The organism is Paraburkholderia sp. SEWSISQ10-3 4, from assembly GCF_030464785.1.
GTDB lineage: Bacteria > Pseudomonadota > Gammaproteobacteria > Burkholderiales > Burkholderiaceae > Paraburkholderia > Paraburkholderia aspalathi.
The window spans coordinates 46,341-65,925 of the sequence record NZ_JALPRI010000008.1 but is presented as its reverse complement, the minus strand read 5'-3'; the positions used below and the strand labels follow the sequence as shown (position 1 = coordinate 65,925).

General features: G+C 60.4%; 19 protein-coding genes. 9 read left to right on the top strand and 10 right to left on the bottom strand.

Features of this window, described 5'->3' with window-relative positions; genetic code table 11:
- Positions 1-20 precede the first annotated feature (20 nt).
- The 6 genes from M0D68_RS17765 (at position 21) to M0D68_RS17740 (ending at position 7,023) form a co-directional block, all read left to right on the top strand.
- Positions 21-974 (top strand): ABC transporter substrate-binding protein, encoded by a 954-nt coding sequence (locus M0D68_RS17765; protein ID WP_200618230.1) that lies wholly within the window; start codon positions 21-23, stop codon positions 972-974.
- A gap of 70 nt (positions 975-1,044) precedes the next feature.
- A complete protein-coding gene (locus M0D68_RS17760) occupies positions 1,045-2,565 on the top strand; it encodes a sugar ABC transporter ATP-binding protein (protein WP_200618231.1) in 1,521 nt (506 codons plus the stop codon).
- Positions 2,552-3,559, top strand: coding sequence for an ABC transporter permease (locus M0D68_RS17755; RefSeq protein WP_093635662.1), 1,008 nt, complete (start codon positions 2,552-2,554; stop codon positions 3,557-3,559). Before M0D68_RS17760 ends, M0D68_RS17755 begins: the two co-directional genes overlap by 14 nt.
- A 34-nt stretch (positions 3,560-3,593) precedes the next feature.
- Entirely contained in the window at positions 3,594-4,688 is a 1,095-nt protein-coding gene (locus M0D68_RS17750) for an alcohol dehydrogenase catalytic domain-containing protein (RefSeq protein ID WP_200618232.1), read from the top strand.
- Positions 4,689-4,744: 56 nt separating this feature from the next.
- Positions 4,745-6,289, top strand: coding sequence for an FGGY-family carbohydrate kinase (locus tag M0D68_RS17745; protein WP_200618233.1), 1,545 nt, complete (start codon positions 4,745-4,747; stop codon positions 6,287-6,289).
- Positions 6,286-7,023, top strand: coding sequence for an SDR family oxidoreductase (locus M0D68_RS17740; protein ID WP_200618234.1), 738 nt, complete (start codon positions 6,286-6,288; stop codon positions 7,021-7,023). Before M0D68_RS17745 ends, M0D68_RS17740 begins: the two co-directional genes overlap by 4 nt.
- Before the next feature lie 103 nt (positions 7,024-7,126).
- Here M0D68_RS17740 and M0D68_RS17735 read toward each other — a convergent pair whose 3' ends face one another.
- The 4 genes from M0D68_RS17735 to kynB form a co-directional block, all read right to left on the bottom strand.
- Positions 7,127-7,612 carry a hypothetical protein gene (locus tag M0D68_RS17735; RefSeq protein ID WP_093635670.1) on the bottom strand — a complete coding sequence of 162 codons (486 nt, stop codon included), beginning with the start codon at positions 7,610-7,612 and terminating at the stop codon, positions 7,127-7,129.
- A gap of 393 nt (positions 7,613-8,005) precedes the next feature.
- Positions 8,006-8,950, bottom strand: a complete 945-nt coding sequence (gene kynA, locus M0D68_RS17730) for a tryptophan 2,3-dioxygenase (RefSeq protein ID WP_200618235.1) — start codon at positions 8,948-8,950, stop codon at positions 8,006-8,008.
- 10 nt (positions 8,951-8,960) lie between these two features.
- The gene (kynU, locus tag M0D68_RS17725; RefSeq protein WP_200618236.1) at positions 8,961-10,211 is read right to left on the bottom strand and encodes a kynureninase; all 1,251 of its coding nucleotides are present in this window, start codon (positions 10,209-10,211) and stop codon (positions 8,961-8,963) included.
- A gap of 76 nt (positions 10,212-10,287) precedes the next feature.
- Positions 10,288-10,926, bottom strand: coding sequence for an arylformamidase (kynB, locus tag M0D68_RS17720; RefSeq protein WP_200618237.1), 639 nt, complete (start codon positions 10,924-10,926; stop codon positions 10,288-10,290).
- 130 nt (positions 10,927-11,056) lie between these two features.
- On the opposite strand from kynB, the gene M0D68_RS17715 reads away from it, so the two are divergent.
- A complete protein-coding gene (locus M0D68_RS17715) occupies positions 11,057-11,566 on the top strand; it encodes an Lrp/AsnC family transcriptional regulator (protein WP_054034335.1) in 510 nt (169 codons plus the stop codon).
- Positions 11,567-11,654: 88 nt separating this feature from the next.
- Here M0D68_RS17715 and M0D68_RS17710 read toward each other — a convergent pair whose 3' ends face one another.
- Positions 11,655-12,164 (bottom strand): flavin reductase family protein, encoded by a 510-nt coding sequence (locus M0D68_RS17710; RefSeq protein ID WP_054034333.1) that lies wholly within the window; start codon positions 12,162-12,164, stop codon positions 11,655-11,657.
- 256 nt (positions 12,165-12,420) lie between these two features.
- Here M0D68_RS17710 and msrA point away from each other — a divergent pair, with 256 nt between their 5' ends.
- On the top strand, positions 12,421-12,969 hold the full coding sequence (msrA, locus tag M0D68_RS17705) for a peptide-methionine (S)-S-oxide reductase MsrA (protein ID WP_093635680.1): 549 nt from the start codon (positions 12,421-12,423) through the stop codon (positions 12,967-12,969).
- A gap of 138 nt (positions 12,970-13,107) precedes the next feature.
- Here msrA and M0D68_RS17700 read toward each other — a convergent pair whose 3' ends face one another.
- From M0D68_RS17700 to pdxH, 3 genes are all read right to left on the bottom strand, one after another.
- Positions 13,108-14,463: a DUF72 domain-containing protein gene (locus tag M0D68_RS17700; protein ID WP_200618238.1), complete on the bottom strand. Its 1,356-nt coding sequence runs from the start codon at positions 14,461-14,463 to the stop codon at positions 13,108-13,110.
- A 103-nt stretch (positions 14,464-14,566) separates the two neighbouring features.
- A complete protein-coding gene (locus tag M0D68_RS17695) occupies positions 14,567-15,781 on the bottom strand; it encodes a cyclopropane-fatty-acyl-phospholipid synthase family protein (protein WP_093635684.1) in 1,215 nt (404 codons plus the stop codon).
- Between the two features lie 140 nt (positions 15,782-15,921).
- Positions 15,922-16,563, bottom strand: coding sequence for a pyridoxamine 5'-phosphate oxidase (pdxH, locus tag M0D68_RS17690; RefSeq protein WP_093635686.1), 642 nt, complete (start codon positions 16,561-16,563; stop codon positions 15,922-15,924).
- A 246-nt stretch (positions 16,564-16,809) separates the two neighbouring features.
- Here pdxH and tcdA point away from each other — a divergent pair, with 246 nt between their 5' ends.
- Positions 16,810-17,679 carry a tRNA cyclic N6-threonylcarbamoyladenosine(37) synthase TcdA gene (gene tcdA, locus M0D68_RS17685; RefSeq protein WP_200618239.1) on the top strand — a complete coding sequence of 290 codons (870 nt, stop codon included), beginning with the start codon at positions 16,810-16,812 and terminating at the stop codon, positions 17,677-17,679.
- A gap of 12 nt (positions 17,680-17,691) precedes the next feature.
- Here the strand turns inward: tcdA and trxA are convergent, their stop codons facing one another.
- On the bottom strand, positions 17,692-18,540 hold the full coding sequence (gene trxA / locus M0D68_RS17680) for a thioredoxin (RefSeq protein ID WP_200565133.1): 849 nt from the start codon (positions 18,538-18,540) through the stop codon (positions 17,692-17,694).
- Between the two features lie 156 nt (positions 18,541-18,696).
- Positions 18,697-19,572, bottom strand: a complete 876-nt coding sequence (locus M0D68_RS17675) for a pirin family protein (RefSeq protein WP_093635690.1) — start codon at positions 19,570-19,572, stop codon at positions 18,697-18,699.
- Between the last annotated feature and the right edge of the window lie 13 nt (positions 19,573-19,585).

The following is a 19,585-nucleotide window of genomic DNA, read 5'->3' as shown; positions in this document are numbered from 1 at the left end:
TTTTAATAACGGAGACAACCATGACGCAATCCACTTCGAAGCAGACATCGTTGAAGACCTTCGCGCGCAGCACCGCTGCGTTAGCGACGCTTGCATTCGGTCTTTCGTTTATCGCCGCGCCGGCTGCACTTGCCGCGCCGCTGAAGATCGGCATGACGTTTCAGGAGTTGAATAACCCGTACTTTGTGACGATGCAAAAGGCGCTGAACGATGCGGCGGCGTCGATCGGCGCGACGGTGGTCGTGACCGACGCGCATCATGACGTCAGCAAGCAGGTCAGCGACGTCGAAGATATGCTGCAAAAGAAGATCGACATTCTGCTCGTGAATCCGACCGATTCGACCGGCATTCAATCGGCGGTGACGTCGGCGAAGAAGGCGGGCGTGGTGGTGGTTGCCGTTGATGCGAACGCGAACGGTCCGGTCGATTCGTTCGTCGGGTCGAAGAATTACGACGCGGGTGAGATGGCCTGCGAGTATCTGGCGAAGTCGATTGGCGGCAGCGGCGAGGTGGCGATCCTCGATGGTATTCCGGTGGTGCCGATTCTCGAGCGTGTGCGGGGCTGCAAGGCGGCGCTCGCGAAAGTGCCGGGCATCAAACTCGTGGATACGCAGAATGGTAAGCAGGAACGCGCGACTGCGTTGTCCGTCACCGAGAACATGATTCAGGCGCATCCGAATCTGAAGGGCGTGTTCAGCGTGAACGACGGTGGCTCGATGGGCGCGCTCTCCGCGATCGAATCATCGGGTAAAGATATCAAGCTGACCAGCGTCGACGGTGCGCCGGAAGCGATCGCCGCGATCCAGAAGCCGAATTCAAAGTTCATCGAAACGTCCGCGCAGTTCCCGGCCGACCAGGTGCGTATCGCGCTCGGCATTGCGCTCGCGAAGAAGTGGGGCGCCAATGTGCCGAAGGCGATTCCGGTCGACGTGAAGATGATCGACAAGAGCAACGCCAAGGGCTTCAGCTGGTAAGCCGAATGCTCGTTGCCATGTGCATGCGCTTCTTCGACGGACATGGCGACGAGCAGCAGAGGAGGACCCGATGGACACGATACTCAAGCTCGACAACATCACCAAAAGCTTTCCCGGTGTGAAGGCGTTGCAAGGCATTCACCTGGAAATCGCACGCGGTGAGATTCACGCGTTGCTCGGCGAAAACGGCGCGGGTAAATCCACGTTGATGAAAATTCTGTGCGGCATCTATCAGCCGGATGAAGGCACGATCACGATCGCGGGCGAAGTGCGGCACTTCACGAACTACCACGATGCGGTCGCCGCGGGCGTGGGTATCGTGTTTCAGGAGTTCAGCCTGATTCCGTATCTGAACGCGGTGGAGAATATGTTTCTCGGCCGTGAATTGAAGAACGGTTTGGGTTTGCTTGAACGCGGCAAGATGCGGCGCGTAGCTGCGACGATTTTTCAACGGCTGGGCGTGGCGATCGACTTGTCGGTGCCGATTCGGGAGTTGTCGGTCGCGCAGCAGCAGTTTGTTGAAATCGGCAAGGCGTTGTCTTTGGAGGCGCGCATTCTGATTCTGGATGAGCCGACCGCGACGCTTACACCAGCGGAAGCGGAACACCTGTTTGCGATCATGCGTGACCTGAAGACGCAGGGCGTCGCGATGATCTTTATCTCGCATCACCTGGAAGAGATCTTCGAGGTTTGCGATCGCATTACCGTATTGCGCGACGGTCAGTACGTCGGCATGACGGAGGTCGCGCAATCCGATGTGAGCCGCCTCGTCGAAATGATGGTGGGGCGTCGCATCGAAAACAGCTTTCCGCCGAAGCCTCCACTGCGTACCGATGCGAAGATCGTGCTCGACGTCGAAAAGCTGCAGTTGCTGAAAGACAGCCCCGTGCTGAGCTTCAATTTGCGTGAAGGCGAGATTCTCGGTTTTGCGGGACTGGTCGGCTCGGGCCGCACGGAAACAGCGCTGGCAGTGATCGGCGCTGACCCGGCTTATGTGAAAGAAATCCGCATCAACGGCACGGCCGAAAAACTATCCGATCCCGCCGATGCCCTGCGCGCAGGCGTCGGCATTCTTCCCGAGAGCCGCAAGACCGAAGGTCTGATCACCGATTTCTCGATCAAGCAGAACATCTCGATTAACAACCTCGGCAAATATCGCTCGCTGCGTTTCTTCATCGATCAGCGCAGCGAAGCGCGCGCGACTGCGGACATCATGAAGCGCGTCGGTGTCAAAGCCCCGACGATGCACACCGAAGTCGCGACGCTCTCAGGTGGCAATCAGCAAAAGGTGGTGATCGCGCGCTGGCTGAATCACCACACCAACATCCTCATCTTCGACGAACCGACGCGCGGCATCGACGTCGGCGCCAAAGCCGAAATCTATCTGCTGATGCGCGAACTCACCGCGCGCGGCTACTCGATCATCATGATCTCGTCCGAATTGCCGGAGATCGTCGGCATGTGCGACCGCGTCGCCGTGTTCCGGCAGGGCCGCATCGAAGCGATGCTCGAAGGCGGCGAGATCGACTCGAACGCCGTGATGACCTATGCAACAGCCGGCACCCGTGGAGCAGCTCATGAACACGCCTAATCCTTCTTCATCGCCGAAAACGTCGACTGTCAGTAGTGACACGCCGGGCGCACCGGTGCGCTTTACGTGGGCCGCGTTGAAACGCTCGACGCTGTTCTATCCGTTCATCGGCTTGCTGGTGGTGTGCATCGTGATGGTATTCGCGAGCGACAGTTTTCTCTCCGCTGCGAATCTGGAGAACGTGCTGCGCCAGGTGTCGATCAACGCGATCATTGCTGTGGGGATGACGTGCGTGATTCTGACTGGAGGTATCGATCTGTCGGTTGGCTCCGTGATGGCTTTGGCGGGCACGCTCGCCGCGGGTTTGATGGTGGCCGGGATGAACGCAGTGGCTGCCTTGGCGGTCGGCGTCGCAGTCGGTTTGGGCTTCGGCGCTGCGAACGGATTCTTCGTCGCGTTCGCCGGTATGCCACCGATCATCGTCACGCTCGCGACGATGGGGATCGCCCGCGGCCTCGCGCTGATCTACACGGGTGGTTATCCAATCGACGGCCTGCCTGAGTGGGTCAGTTTCTTCGGCAGCGGCAAGATCTTCGGCATTCAGGCGCCGGTTGTGATCATGGTGGTGATCTATGCGATCGCCTGGGTGTTGCTCGAACGGATGCCGTTCGGCCGCTACGTGTATGCGATTGGCGGCAACGAACAGGCGACGCGTCTGTCCGGTGTGCGTGTGGCTCGCGTGAAGTTGATCGTCTACTCGATTGCTGGTTTGACGTCCTCCTTCGCCGCCATCGTGTTGACTGCACGCTTGATGAGCGGCCAGCCGAACGCAGGCGTCGGTTTCGAACTCGATGCCATCGCCGCCGTGGTGATGGGTGGTACCTCGATTTCCGGTGGACGCGGCTCGATCATCGGCACTCTGATCGGCGCGTTGCTACTGGGCGTGTTGAACAACGGCCTGAACATGGTCGGCGTGAATCCTTATGTGCAGAACGTGATCAAGGGCGGAATTATTTTGCTGGCGATCTACATCAGCCGCGACCGTAGAAAGTAACTCTTAAACGACCTCCTTTTAGCAGGACCATGCAATGACTCAATCCACGCAATCCGATAAGCAGGAAATGACGGCGATCGTCTGCCACGCACCGAAAGACTATCGCGTCGAACAGGTGTCCAAGCCCAAGGCCCGCGCGCATGAGCTGGTGATCCGAATCGCCGCGTGCGGTATCTGCGCGAGCGACTGTAAGTGTCATTCTGGCGCGAAGATGTTTTGGGGCGGCCCGAGCCCATGGGTCAAAGCGCCGGTGATTCCGGGCCACGAGTTCTTCGGTTTCGTCGAAGAAATCGGCGAGGGTGCGGCCGATCACTTCGGCGTAAAGATCGGCGACCGCGTGATCGCCGAACAGATCGTACCGTGCGGCAAGTGCCGTTACTGCAAATCCGGCCAGTACTGGATGTGTGAGGTGCACAACATTTTCGGCTTCCAGCGCGAAGTCGCGGACGGCGGCATGGCCGAATATATGCGCATTCCACCGACTGCAATCGTCCATAAGATTCCCGATGGCATCTCGCTCGAAGACGCGGCGATCATCGAGCCATTAGCTTGCGCGATCCACACGGTGAACCGCGGTGATCTGCGACTCGACGACGTGGTGGTGATTGCCGGAGCAGGTCCGCTTGGCTTGATGATGACGCAAGTCGCGCATCTGAAAACACCGAAGAAGCTGGTCGTGATCGATCTGGTTGAGGAGCGTCTGGCACTTGCGCGTGAATACGGCGCGGATGTGACGATCAATCCGAAACAGGAAGACGCATTGGCGATCGTTCATTCGCTGACCGATGGCTATGGTTGCGACGTCTACATCGAAACCACCGGCGCGCCGATCGGCGTCAATCAGGGCATGGAGATGATTCGCAAGCTTGGGCGCTTCGTCGAGTTTTCCGTGTTCGGTGCGGATACGACGTTGGACTGGTCGGTGATCGGCGACCGCAAGGAACTCGATGTGCGCGGCGCGCATCTGGGTCCATACTGTTATCCGATTGCGATCGATTTGCTGGCGCGCGGGCTCGTGACGTCGAAGGGTATTGTCACGCACGGCTTTTCGCTGGAAGAATGGGACGAAGCGATCAAGGTCGCTAACTCGCTCGATTCGATCAAGGTATTGATGAAGCCGCGTGCCTGAGCTGAGCGCTTGGCGCGGCGCGCGGCAAGGACGAGCGGCATATAAACGGAGACTGTATGGACTACGTCATCGGCGTCGATATCGGCACACAGAGCACCAAGGCGCTGCTGGTCGATCAGCACGGCGCGATCGTCGCGCAGCATGCGTCGAGCTATCAGCCGGATACGCCCAAGCCGCTATGGGCCGAGCAATGGCCGGCAGTGTGGTTGAAGGCGGTGGTGGAGTGTATTGCGGCTTGCGTGCGCAAGGCGAAGGAGGCGGGTGTAGCGGCGAAGTCGATCAAAGCGGTGTGCGTGAGCAGTCTGTATGGCGGCTCGGGGATTCCCGTCGATAGCGATATGCGGCCGCTTTATCCGTGTCTGATCTGGATGGACCGGCGTGCGACCGATCAGGTCGAGTGGGTGCGTAAAAACATCGACCTCGAGCGCTTGTATGCGCTCACGGGCAACGGTGTGGACAGCTACTACGGTTACACGAAGATGCTGTGGCTGCGCGATCACGAGCCGGAAATCTGGGCGCATACGCGTTACTTCCTGCCGCCGAATGCTTACGTGATTTATATGCTGTCCGGTGAAGTCGCCGTCGACCACAGTTCGGCGGGCAATATCGGCGGCATCTACGATATTGCGAAACGCGACTGGTCGGACGAAGCGCTCGACATGCTCGCCATTCCCGCAACGATGATGCCGGAGCGGTTGGTGGAATCGTCGGACGTGGTGGGCGGGTTGTTGTCGCAGTGGACCGAGCAGCTTGGATTGGAGGCGGGCACGGCGATCGTTGCGGGCGGCGTGGATGCTGCGGTGGCGACGTTTGCCGCGGGTGTCACGCGCGCGGGGCAGCACGTTGCGATGATCGGTACGAGTATGTGCTGGGGGTATATCAACCAGACTGTCGATGCGCGGCATGGGTTGATCAGCATGCCGCATGTGTTCAACGGTCACTGCGATATTTATGTCTTCGGTGGTGCGATTACGGCGGGCGCTTCGGTGACGTGGTATCGCGAGCAGTTTTGTCATGCGGAGACCGAGGCGGCGCGTGCGATGCCGAATGGAGATCCGCATCGCTTGCTTGAAGAAAGTGCTTCTCAGATTCCCGCAGGCTCTGATGGTGTGATGTTCTTGCCGTACTTGATGGGGGAACGAAGCCCCGTGTGGGATGCGAAGGCGAGTGGAGCGTTTGTCGGCCTGAGTCTGTATCACACACGGGCACATCTGTATCGTGCGGTGCTGGAGGGCGTGTCGTTCGCGTTGAAGCACAACATCGAAGCGGGACGTAAAGGCGCGCAATCGTTGGATGACAAGTTGATCGTCGTGGGCGGCGCCGCGCATTCGGATTTGTGGATGCAGATCATTGCGGACATTACCGGCTATCCGGTCTATACGATCGAGCAGGACGTGGAGGCAGCGATGGGCGCGGCGTTGCTGGCGGGTGTCGGTGTCGGTCTGGTGTCGCGTGAAGAAGCGCAGAACGGATGGGTCACGCTGATTGAGCGTGCAGAGCCGAACGCGCAACGGATGGCGCTGTATGAGCAGCGGTTCGGTGTTTATACGGATTTGTATCCGGCGTTGAAGCCGGTCATGCATCGGTTGCAGACATCATGAATGCTACTTTTGATTTTTCTGGTCACTCGATTCTTGTGACGGGTGCGTCGAGTGGAATTGGGCGCGCGACGGTGGAAGCGTTGTGTGCTTCTGGCGCGAGTGTGGTCGCCGCGGCGCGGAATGTGAATGAGCTTGCGCGGTTGGCTGAGGAAACGGGCTGCGAACCGATGATGCTCGATGTGAGCGATGAGTCCGCTATTGATGACGCATTGGGTTCGCTCGATGCGTTTGATGGGCTCGTGAACTGTGCGGGGATCGCGTTGCTTGAGCGTGCGGTGGATACGACCGGCGCGAGTTTCGATCGTGTGATGGGGGTGAATGCGCGCGGAGCGGTACTGGTTGCCAAACACGTGGCTCGCGGGATGATCGATGCGAAGCGCGCTGGCAGCATCGTGAACGTTTCCAGTCAGGCTGCGCTCGTGGCGCTGGATGACCATTTGAGTTATTCGGCTTCGAAGGCTGCGCTCGATGCTGTGACGCGGGCTTTGTGTGTCGAGTTGGGGCCATACGGTATCCGGGTGAATAGCGTCAATCCTACGGTGACGTTGACGCCAATGGCCGTGCAGGCGTGGAGTGATCCTGTGAAACGCGATCCTGCGTTGAAGGCGATTCCTCTGCATCGCTTCGCGGAGTCCGCAGAGGTTGCTGCGCCGATTATGTTTTTGTTGAGCGACGCGGCTTCGATGATTAGTGGGGTTTGTTTGCCGATTGATGGGGGGTATACGGCGAGGTGATTGGTCTATCTGCGCGGCGTTGGTGGTGAGTGCGTTTGCATAAATAAGGCGCGAACAATTCGCGCCTTATTCTTTGCAGCGGCATCGTGGCCGCGACTTCACCCTAGTGCTTCACTGTCGTCTGCTGCGCATCAGCCCGCGCACACGCAGCAGTCCTCACGCGCTCCCGCTTACGCGTCACCGCTTTGTCTGACGCAGCTTCAGCTTCGGCCGCAGCTTCCCCTGCTTCCCGCCCCGCCTCTGCAGCATCCGAGAGAAGCTTCGTCGCAAGCTTGGCTGTGATGCGACTATGAGCAACTCCCTTCGCATCGAGCGCGATCACCTGGTACAGGTCACGGTCACATTCAACTTCCTGCTGGTATTGCTCGACGGTATAGAGCAGGTGTTCCAGCAGGTTGCGCTCACTGCGTCTTTCTTCAACCGTCGTAGCTGGGCATCGGGTGATGCTCGCCGCGAGATCGATCAGTGTTCGAAGCTGTCGGATTTGTCGATCGCATGCTCCAAAAGCCGACAGTGCGAGCTTTTCGTACTGGAGCGCATCAACGGGCGGTCGTGATGCCGTTTGAGTCTTCTTGGTGGTTTTGGTCATGGTGCGATTTCCGATGTGTTCCTGAAACGCCCGACACTCTCTAACAGATGGGGTGAGCGGGCACGTAGCGAGTTTGAGAGACCGGGCAACAAAACGAAACCGGCGAGCCTTGCGACCCACTCACCACGACCCGCCCATAGGAACGGCGTGCGTGATTGAACACTACCTACTTTCAGAAGTAGTGCGTTTCGTTGCTTCGGGCTCTCACACCCAGCCGTCTTGTCCGACGGCACATAGAAATCTAACCCAACCGTTTTTTAAGACGATCAACCACACAGGCTAAAAACACAAACTGTGACCAATCTTTACATTGCGACCTGTGCGTCTGCGCGTGCACCGCGCATTGCATGAACACGCTCAATGCATCGAGCATTGGCAACGAAACGAAGACGCTTAAAGCATCGTCCTCACATGCCAAAGCTCAGGAAACAAAACCACATCGAGCATCTTCCGGAGATAAGGCGCGCCACTCGTACCACCCGTGCCTTGCTTGAACCCAATAATCCGTTCAACCGTAGTCACATGCCTGAACCGCCACTGTCGAAACGCATCCTCGAGATCGACAAGTTCCTCCGCCATTTCATACAACTCCCAATGCTGCGAAGGATTCCTATAAACCTCCAACCACGCCGCCTCAACGGAAGCATCATGCGTAGTCGGTTGCGTCCAATCCCGCTCCAATCTGGAAGGTGAAATCGCAAACCCACGCCGCGCCAGCAGTCGAACAACTTCATCGTAAAACGAAGGCGCTTCCAGCGAAGCCGTCACCTCAGCAAGAACATCTGCCCGATGTGCATGCGGCTTCAGCATCTGCTCATTTTTATTGCCGAGCAAAAACTCAATCTGCCGATACTGATAAGACTGGAACCCGGAAGAGCTACCCAGATAAGGCCGCATCGCGGTGTACTCGGACGGCGTCATCGTCGCGAGAACGCTCCATGCCTGCACGAGCTGCTCCATGACCCGCGACACACGAGCGAGCATCTTGAACGCCGGCGGCAACTCGTCGCGATGCACCGCCTTCAGCGCCGCGCGCAATTCATACAGCGCGAGCTTCATCCACAACTCACTCGTCTGATGCTGGATGATGAACAGCATCTCGTTGTGATCCGGCGACAACGGATGCTGCGCATCCAGCACCGTCCCCAGCGAAAGATAGTCGCCGTAACTCATCGACTCCGAAAAATCGAGCTGCGCGTCATGCCAGCCGTCGCCGGAATCGGCGGCAGCAGTGGCCGTTGCAGACGCCGTAGCAGCAACCCCACTGCCATGCCCAAACGGACACCCTTGCGCCGGTTTTTCTTCCGGCAATCCCGGCGTTTGCATATGATCGGTCATCGCGCGCTCCTTAGGTCACAGCGCCGCGAGCGGCAAATTCAGGTGCCCGCCAGGTCTCTTGCGTAAGCACCTCGCGTAACGTCTCGACCGCATCCCACACATCGACAAAGCGCGTATACAGCGGCGTAAAGCCAAACCGCAACACATGCGGCTCGCGATAGTCGCCGATCACGCCACGCGCGATCAACGCCTGCATCACTTCATAACCATGCGGATGCTCGAAGCTCGCATGCGAACCGCGCTGCGCATGCTCACGCGGCGTTACAAGCTTCAAAGGAAATTCGCTGCAACGCGCTTCGACCAGTTCGATAAACAAATCGGTCAACGCGAGCGACTTCGCGCGGATCGTCTGCATATCCGTTTGCAGGAACACATCGAGACCGCATTCGACGAGCGACATCGACACCATCGGTTGCGTGCCGCACAGGAAGCGACCGATGCCATCGTCAGGTTGATACGCCGGGTCCATCTTGAACGGCGCACGATGCCCCCACCAACCGGACAGCGGCTGCGAAAAATCGTTTTGATGCCGCTCCGGCACCCATACGAATGCGGGCGAACCCGGACCGCCGTTCAGATACTTATACGTACAGCCGACCGCGTAGTCAGCCCCAACACCATTCAGGTCGACGGGCACCGCGCCCGCCGAATGCGCGAGATCCCACAGGGCGAGCGCGCCTTTGTCATGGATCAGTTTGGTCAGTGCGGCCATGTCGTGCATATAGCCGGTGCGGTAATTCACATGAGTGATCATCGCGATCGCGGTGTCGTCGCCGATCGCGGCGGGCAACTCGGACGGATCATCAACGAGGCGCAACTCATAACCGCGGTCGAGCTGTTCGATCAGCCCTTGCGCGATATACAGATCGGTCGGGAAATTCGAGCGCTCAGAAACGATCACGCGACGCTTCGGATCGCGTGCGTTCGCCAAGCGCAGGGCTGCCGACAAAAGCTTGAACAGATTGATCGAAATCGTATCCGTGACGACCACCTCGTTTTCAGCCGCACCGATCAGCGGTGCGAGCTTGTTGCCAAGACGGCGCGGCAATTCAAACCAGCCGGCGGTGTTCCAGCTGCGGATGAGACCTTCGCCCCATTCGGCGCCGATCACGGTCTGCGCGCGTTGCGCGGCGGCGGCCGGCGGCACGCCGAGCGAGTTGCCGTCGAGATAGATGGTCGTCGACGACAGCGCGAACTGGTCGCGCAGCGTTGCGAGCGGGTCGGCGCGATCCAGCGCCAATGCTTCTTCACGAGTGTTCATGATGGTCCAGTCAGTCAGATCAGGGAATTCGGTGAATGCGATGAGTGCGGTGATTCAGCTTGCAGAGCGTCGACGATCAGCGAGAGTCGGGCAGCGCGCGCAACACGGCGCGCACGGGGCTCGCATCGAGCGTGGTCAGCTTCAGCGGCAGCGCGATCAGTTCGTAGTCGCCGGGTGCGACGGCATCCAGCACGATGCCTTCGAGAATCGCCATACGATGCGCGCGAATGCGATGGTGCGCGTCCATCGTCTTCGATTCCTGCGGATCGAGCGACGGCGTATCGATGCCGATCAGCTTCACCCCTTTCGCTGCCAGCAGGTCGATGGTCTCCGGCGCGACCGCGCAGAACGCGCTATCCCAGACCGTAGTCGGCGCGTTTTTGTAAGTGCGTAGTAAGACTCGCGGCGGCAGGTCGTCGAGCGAGCCGCTCAGGTGTTGTGGCGTGACAACAGGCGAAGCGCCGATGCAATGAATTACGCGGCAGCGTCCAAGGTACGCATCGAGCGCAACCTGGCCGATCGCCGCGCCTTCGGCGTCGTAGTGGAGCGGGGCGTCGGTGTGGGCGCCGGTATGCGGCGACAAGGTCAGCCGCGCGACGTTGACGGGCGAGCCCGCCTCCATGCGCCACACGCGTTCGATGCCGACCGGCGTATCGCCGGGCCAGACGGGCGTCGCGGTATCGACGGCGGGGGTGATGTCCCAGAGTGTGTGCATGTCTCCATCTGCGGATTGTGTCTATCCGGGAATGATAGGTGGCTTGGCGCGAAATGTGATTGCGAAAAAATCTCCTTCTGAGCCGTGTCTTGGAACATAATTTGAGTCAAATGGGAAAGGGAGACCGAATATGAACGCGATCTCGCTCGACGCCACCGATTGCCGTATCTTGACGGTGCTTCAGCAAGAAGGACGGATCAGCAATCTCGATTTGGCGGAGCGCATTTCGCTTTCGCCATCGGCCTGTCTACGACGCCTGCGCCTGCTGGAAGAGCAGGGCGTCATCGAACATTACCGTGCGTGTCTGAATCGCGAAGTACTGGGTTTTGAACTGGAAGCGTTCGTGCAGGTGTCGATGCGCAACGACCAGGAGAACTGGCACGAGCGTTTTGCGGAGGCGGTGCGGGACTGGCCGGAAGTGGTCGGTGCGTTTGTCGTGACCGGCGAAACCCATTACCTGCTGCGGGTGCTCGCGCACAATCTCAAACACTATTCGGATTTCGTGCTGCAACGCCTCTATAAGGCGCCGGGCGTGATGGATATTCGTTCGAATATCGTGTTGCAGACGTTGAAAGAAGATTCGGGCGTGCCAGTGTCGCTGGTGCCGAAAACTACCGGACATAGCGCGCCGCACAGCTGAGTGCGAGTTGCTGCTCAGCTTGCGTCGGTCGGCGTGTTGCCGTTTTTGCCCGCTTGCGGGCCGCTGTTAAAACACAGCGGCGCCGCGTTCAGAGCGGCTTGAGTCCGTGGAATTGACCGCTGTGGAAGACGAGCGGCGCAATCTCCGCGGCACTCTCGTGGACGCCGCAGCGCTCCACTTCGCCGACGAAAATCACGTGGTCGCCTTCTTCGTAGCGGCTGCGGTTATGGCATTCGAACCAGGCGAGCGCGCCGTCGAGCACCGGCATGCCGGTGTCGCCTTCGGCGTGCGAGACACCTTCGAAACGATCGCCCTTCACGGTGGCAAAGCGCTTGCACAGATCGAGCTGCGACGCGGCCAGCACGTTGACCACGTAGTGACTGTTCGCCCGGAACACCGACATCGACGCCGAGCGCGTGGCGAGGCTCCACAGCACCAGCGGCGGATTGAGCGAAACCGAATTGAACGAGCTGGCCGTGATGCCGATCAATTGGCCGGACGCCGCACGCGTGGTGATGACGGTGACGCCGGTGGCGAATTGGCTGAGCGCCTGTTTAAAGGCGGGCTGGTCGAAGTTGGGCGGGCTGGCGCGCTTCATCGGGCGGAAGCCTTCGGCGCAAACCGGGCGAACCTCGGAGTGAACCCATCGCGCGTGCGGCCGGAAACAAATGATTCAAAAGTCATAGTGAAAATCGTCGATTTGCCCCAATTTTAACTGCAATCGCGGTGGACTGGCCGCGACACCTGCCGGTTAATGGAAAAACCGCTAAGCTGGAAAGTCTTGGTGGTGGCATGAGCGTTGCGGTTAACTGGGACCGGCATCGGCCGACTATGAGTATCAAGGAGCAAGCAGCATGAGTCAGACAGGCGAAGTCGCCACCCTCGGTGGCGGGTGTTTCTGGTGCCTCGAAGCGGTGTATCTGGGCGTCGAAGGCGTGAACTCGGTGGAGTCGGGCTACGCGGGCGGCCAGACCCAGCGGCCGACCTATGAACAGGTGTGCGACGGCGTGACGGGCCACGCGGAAGTCGTGAACGTCGACTTCGATCCGGCGAAGATCAGCTATCGCGAGATTCTCGATATTTTCTTTGCGATCCACGATCCGACCCAGTTGAACCGGCAGGGCAACGATGTCGGCACGCAGTACCGCTCGGTGATTTTTACCCACTCCGATGCGCAGCGGGAAACGGCGCTGCAGGCGATTCGCGAGATCGGTGAACAGGGTATCTACGACGGCCAGATCGTCACCCAGGTGCTACCGCTCGACGGTAATTACTGGGCGGCTGAGGCGTATCACCAGAACTACTTCGCGCAGCACCCGAATCAGGGGTACTGCTCGTTCGTTGTGGCGCCGAAGGTCGCGAAGTTTCGTCAGAAGTTCGCGCATCGGATCAAGGCGAGCTGAGACGGTGCGGCGGTGGTGGACTGATTGGCGGGACGGGCGGCGGTTTGGGTTTCGACCTGAGCGGCCGCCGCTTAAGTGGCAGCTCGGCAAGCCTTGTGACCTCAGACGGCTCGCCACGCGTGGGCGTTGCGCCGCCGCTCAGCCTTCCTCGTCGCCTTCTTGCTGCCCATTCTCGTTCGAATCGGGCTCTGACTCCGGGCGCGTTTGCACCTGGTCATGGTCATGCTCGTGAGCAATCCGTGCATACGCTTCAATAATCTCCCGCGCCAGTTCCACGCAACTCAACGGCGCCGACCCCTCCGCCTTATTGTTGATCGCGATCACCACCGGCTGGCCGGCCAGCGCATAGCGCGCGGCCAGCTCGGCGAGCGCCGCGCGGGTCGACGGGTCCTGATCGACCAGCTGGTTGAACGGTTCGTACTTGGCTTTCGCCTGTTCGTATTTGAAGCCGCCGTGCAAACTCCAGCGCACGATCAGCGGGCCGGCCGGCTCGCCGTCCAGTAGCGCGAGCGCCGCCGCCTGGCGCAGCGGATCCGGCATCCGCGCATGAATCCCCACGCAATACCGCACGCCCGCCGCCTTTAGCGTGCGGATAAAGCGCGGCGTGAGCAAACTCCCATCACGGATTTCGATCGCATAGCACGTGCCTTCGGGCAGCTTCGGCAACGCCGTCAGGAACTCGGCGAGTCGCTCGATGAACACCGCCGGTTGCGCGAGCATCTGGTCGGGCAGCGGCGAGAGCTGGAACACCAGCGCACCGGCTTTCGCGCCGAGGCCTTCGAGACATGGCGTGACGAATTCGTCGATCGCCATTTGCGCGTTCAGGAAGCACGGGTTCAACGAAACCGGCTCGCCGCGTTCGGCGCGCACGGTGGCGTCGGTGATCGTCATCGGCGCTTTGACGATGAAGCGGAAGTGCTCCGGCACCTGCTGCGCGTAGCGCAGGTATTCGGTGACGGTGAGCGCCTGGTAAAACGACCGGTCGATGCTGACTGTCCTCAACAGCGGATGTGCGCCGTAAGCCGTCAGACCCTCGCGCGAGAGTTTGCTGTTGCTGTACTCGTCGCCGTAGACGATGCCGTTCCAGCCCGGAAACGACCATGTCGACGTACCGAGATGGATTTGCGCCGGCAGTTCGGCGGCGAGCGCCAGGAGTTCAGCAGAGGGCGGAGCGGCGAGCACGTCGCGGGTACGGCGTTTTTTCGGCGTATCCGGGGAAGACGGTGTTGAACTGGAGTCGGCGTCGGCGATGGGCGCCGGTGGCGCGTCATCTTCCTGCCAGAGGGTGGTGGCGCTTTTCTTTGCGCGCGGCTGCCGCCGCCGCTCGAGCTGTGCCGTTTCGTCGACCGTTGCCGGGGTGGCAGCGGCGGGCGCCGCCGATGCCGGTACCTGCTCGACCGGCATCCCAAACAGATCGAACTGCGGTGCATCGGCCTGTGCGTCCTGCTCGCCGCTCACCGGCTGTTCAACTTCACTTGTCCCGCTCTGGTCCATCGATGTTCGACCTGCTGTTTAAGGTTTGCGCCGCGTCGGGCCGTCTACGCCATGCACGTAGATCCGGCACGCAGCCACGGCACATCGCCGTGGCGCAACCGTATCACAGTGATTTGTCGTACATATAGCGACGCGACCACGGCAAGGTTTTCGCGCTGCGGCCGGCTTTGCGGCACACCACCTGGTAGATCGAGACGTCGTCGGTTTCGAATGCGTACGCACAACCGGCGAGGTACACGCGCCAGATGCGGAATTTTTCGTCGTCGACCAGCGTGCGGGCTTCGTCCGCATGCGCCTCGAAGTTTTCCGCCCAGATGTCCAGCGTGTGCGCATAGTGACGGCGCAGGCTTTCGACGTCAACCGCTTCGAGCCCGCCGCGCTGCATTGCTTCGAGCGCAAGGCCGATATGCGGCAGCTCGCCGTCCGGGAACACATAACGGTCGATGAATTCGCCGCCGCCGAGCGCGGTTTCGCCGCTGTCCGAATCGCTCGACGTAATGCCGTGATTCATGGCGACGCCGTCGTCGACGAGCAGATCGTGGATCTTCTTGAAGTAGCCCGGCAGATTTTTGCGGCCGACGTGCTCGAACATGCCGACGCTGGTGATGCGATCGAACTGCCCTTCGACGTCGCGGTAATCCTGCAGACGAATCTCGATCTGGTTTTCCAGCCCTGCGGCTTTCACGCGTGCGGTAGCGAGATCGAACTGGTTCTGCGACAGCGTCACGCCCACGCACTTCGCGCCGAACTTCTGCGCCGCGCGCAGCACGAGCGCGCCCCAGCCGCAACCGATATCGAGCAGGCGCTGCCCCGGTTGCAACTGGATCTTGGTAAGGATGTGGTCGATCTTCTTGATCTGCGCGGTGGCGAGATCTTCGTCGCCATTCTCGAAGTACGCACACGAGTACACCATGTTCTCGTCGAGCCACAGCTTGTAGAACTCGTTCGAGACGTCGTAGTGATACTGAATGGCCTTCTTGTCCGACGACTTCGAGTGCTGGAAGTAGCGCCGCACGCGCGCCAGCTTGCTCGCGCTGGTGACGGTGTTGCGCGCCAGCTGGTAGCTGACGTTGATGATGTCCGACAGCTTGCCTTCGATGTCGATCTTGCCCTTCACGTACGCCTCGCCGAGATTGTCGAGGCTCGGTTCGAGCAGATAGGGCAGCGCCGTGGCGCTTTTGACATGTAGCGTGACCTGAGGCGCGGCGAACTGCCCGAAGTCATGTTGCTGACCGTCCCACAACACAAGGCGTGCTGGCAGGTTAGCCTTGGTTTTTACGTCTTCCACCCACTGCGCCAGCTTTTTCTCCCAGAACATGTGATTTCTCCGTGTCCGTTGAACTAAAGCAAAGCCTGTGTGGATCGCAGCTCACTGCGGTGCAACTCCCATACCGCGAGGCGCAATCCGGCCGTCGCGCGTTGCTGCGTTGGCAACGCGCATACGTGTTGTATTCCGATTCAAGGCGATAGGCGGGAGATTTGCCAGTCGCTGCTTTCGCTTGAACGCGTGAAGAGCAGACGGTCGTGCAGACGCGACGGTCGGCCCTGCCAGAATTCGATTGCTTCGGGTACCAAACGATAACCGCCCCAGTGTGGTGGGCGCGGTGGCTGGTCGCCGTATTGCAGGCTGATTTCGCGTTCGCGTGTTTCGAGCTGCGAGCGGCTTTCAATTACCTGACTTTGATTGGATGCCCACGCGCCGATGCGTGAACCAAGCGGACGCGACGCGTAATACGTATCGCTTTCTTCCGGGCTGGTTTTGACGATGCGGCCTTCAACGCGCACCTGGCGTTCGAGTTCGATCCAGTAGAACAGCAGGCTCGCGTAGGGATTGGCGGCCAGTTCGCGGCCCTTGCGGCTTTCGTAGTTGGTGAAGAACACAAAGCCGCGCTCGTCCACACCTTTGATCAACACGATGCGCGCCGACGGCCGGCCACGCGAGTCGACGGTGGCCAGCGTCATCGTATTCGGTTCGGGCAGTTGGGCGTCTACCGCTTGCTGAAACCACGCGTCGAATTGACGAAACGGGTTGCGGTTGATATTGGCAACGTCCAAAGAACCCAGCGAATAGTTTTTTCGAAGTTCGGCGAGTGAGGTCATGTTCTTATGCGAACGCTTCAGTCTAACCAGTATAGCCAGGGCTTGAATTTTTTGCGCGCGACCAGGTCAAGCCCCGCTGGGCTGTGTGGACATCCACACCACAATGTTTTGCGGCCGTTTGTGCCTGAGTGGGTGCAGCCATGTGGATCGTCGCGATCAGGCAAAATACGGGCTGCGAACGCTCGAGTGTGCCTGAGCGTTTTTTTGCCACTCTATGTTTTGCCTGCTTTGAACGAGCCTTCCACCATGTCCAGCCCCACCGCGCAGTCCGATCTTACTACCAGCCTCGACGGGAGTGAAACCGCCGATCGCGCGCGGCGCTTCGGCGGCATTGCCCGCCTGTACGGCGCGCCGGCGCTCGCTGCGTTCGAAGGGGCCCATGTCGCTGTGATCGGCATTGGCGGGGTTGGCTCGTGGGTGGCCGAGGCGTTGGCGCGCAGCGCGGTCGGCACGCTGACCTTGATCGACCTCGACAATGTTGCCGAGAGCAACACTAACCGCCAGATCCATGCGCTGGACGGCAACTACGGAAAACCGAAGGTCGAGGCGATGGCCGAACGCATCGCGGCAATCAATCCGTTCTGCGACGTGCGGCTGATTGAAGACTTTGTCGAGCCGGACAATTTTGCGGCGACGCTCGGCGGTGGTTTCGATTACGTGATCGATGCGATCGACAGTGTGCGCACCAAGACCGCGTTGATCGCGTGGTGTGTCGAGAAGAAGCAGCCGTTGATTACGGTGGGCGGCGCGGGCGGCCAACTGGACCCGACGCGTATCCGGATCGACGATCTCGCGTTGACCATCCAGGACCCGTTGCTGTCAAAAGTGCGCGGGCAGTTGCGCAAACAGCATGGTTTTCCGCGTGGCCCGAAGGCGAAGTTCAAGGTGAGCGCGGTGTATTCCGATGAGCCGCTGATCTATCCGGAAGCCGCTGTTTGCGACATCGATGAGGAAGCGGAGCACGTCACGACGTCGCCGGGACATACGGGACCAGTGGGTTTGAACTGCGCGGGATTTGGATCGAGTGTGTGCGTGACGGCGAGCTTCGGCTTTGCTGCTGCCGCGCATGTGTTGCGGGCGTTGGCGGAACAGGCGCGGCTCGTTCGCCGCGCCTGAACACACAGCCAGTTAATACAACAACGCGCTCAGCTTGCGCCGCCATTGCGACACCAGCTCCGGCTGATGCGCGGCGAGATCGAACACCGATAGCATCGTCTTACGGCCGATATCGTCGCGGAACGTGCGGTCGCGCTGCACGATAGCTAGCAGATGCTCGAGCGCGCCTTCGTATTTGCGGCGGGCGATGAGCGCGCTAGCCAGATCGAAGCGTGCTTCGAGATCGTCCGGGTTCGCTGCGACTTTGGCTTCGAGCGCATCCGTAGGCGGCAGGTCGGCCGCCGCGTCTACCGCATCGAGCCGTGTCTTGATCGCGTTGAAGCGGGCGTCGATCCCTTGCGTGGTTTTCGGCGATAGCAGGTCGACTTCATTGCGCGCTTCGTCGATGCGATTATCTTCGAGCAGCATTTCGATGCGATCCATGCGCGCTTCGTCGAAGCCTGGGTCGTAGGCGAGGGCAGCTTGCAGCGCGTCATACGCATCCTCACGTCGCCCTTCGGCCAACGCGGCTTGCGCTTCAAGGCGTGCCGCGTCCGCGCCTTGCGGCACGAGGCGCTCGATAAATTCGCGCAACTGGCCTTCCGGCAGCACGCCGACGAATTGATCGACCGGCTGGCCATCGGCAAACGCCATGACGTGCGGAATGCTGCGTACCTGGAAGTGCGCGGCCAGTTCCTGGTTCTCGTCGACGTTCACCTTCACCAGCTTCCATTTGCCGGCGGCTTCGGCTTCGAGCTTCTCGAGCATCGGGCCGAGCGTCTTGCAGGGGCCGCACCACGGCGCCCAGAAATCGACCAGCACAGGGGCCAGTGTCGACGCCGTGATGACGTCCTGTTCGAAAGTGGCCAGAGTGGTGTCCATTGCGTCCTCGTCGATAAAAACGGTTTGTCGGCTAGATGGGGCCGTATGCCGCGAATTCAATGGTTCAACGCGGCGGATGCAGCCCACCGCGGCCACACATGCTCACACAGACGGCGAGCTTGCCGGCGGCGACCGAATGAGCGCCGCCTTGCTCGCTCATTTTCTTGTCGGCAGCGGAATCCATTCGGTTTCGCCGGGCACCTTGCCCATCTCCTGATTGGTCCATGCCAGCTTCGCGGCTTCGATCTTCTCGCGCGAACTGGCGACGAAGTTCCATTCGATAAAGCGTTCGCCATCCAGCTTCTCGCCGCCGAGCAGCATCACGCGCGCGCCGTGGGTGCTGGCCAGCGTGACGGTTTCGTCGAGTGCGAGCACGGCCATCTGGCCGACTTCGAGCGGCGTGCCGTCGATCTCCAGATCGCCATCCACGAGATAGACGCCGCGCTCCTCGTGTTCCGGTTCGAGCGCGAAGGCGCCGCCCGGGGCGAACTCGGCGGCCACATAGAGCGTGCCGGAAAAGGTCGCGACCGGCGAGGTTTCGCCGAACGCCGTGCCCGCGATCACGCGCAGCGTGACGCCGTTGCGCTCGACCACCGGCAGCGTGTCCGCCGCATGATGAGCGAAGGACGGTTCGATGTCTTCGTCGTCGAGCGGCAGCGCGACCCAGGTCTGGATGCCGTGCATGGCGAGACCGCTTGCGCGGTCTTCAGCCGGCGTGCGCTCGGAATGGACGATGCCACGTCCGGCAGTCATCCAGTTGACGTCGCCCGGGACGATCTTCTGCTCGGAGCCGAGGCTGTCGCGATGCATGATCGAGCCTTCGAACAGATACGTGACGGTGGCGAGGCCGATATGTGGGTGCGGACGCACGTCCAGCCCAACGCCGGGGTCGAGCGTGGCGGGGCCCATGTGATCGAAAAAGATGAACGGGCCGATCAGGCGCGCAGCCATGGCCGGCAGCACACGCCGCACGGTGAGGCTGCCGACGTCGCGCAGATGAGGTTTGAGAACTGCTTTGATCGAGGAAGACATGGGCAGGCTCGGC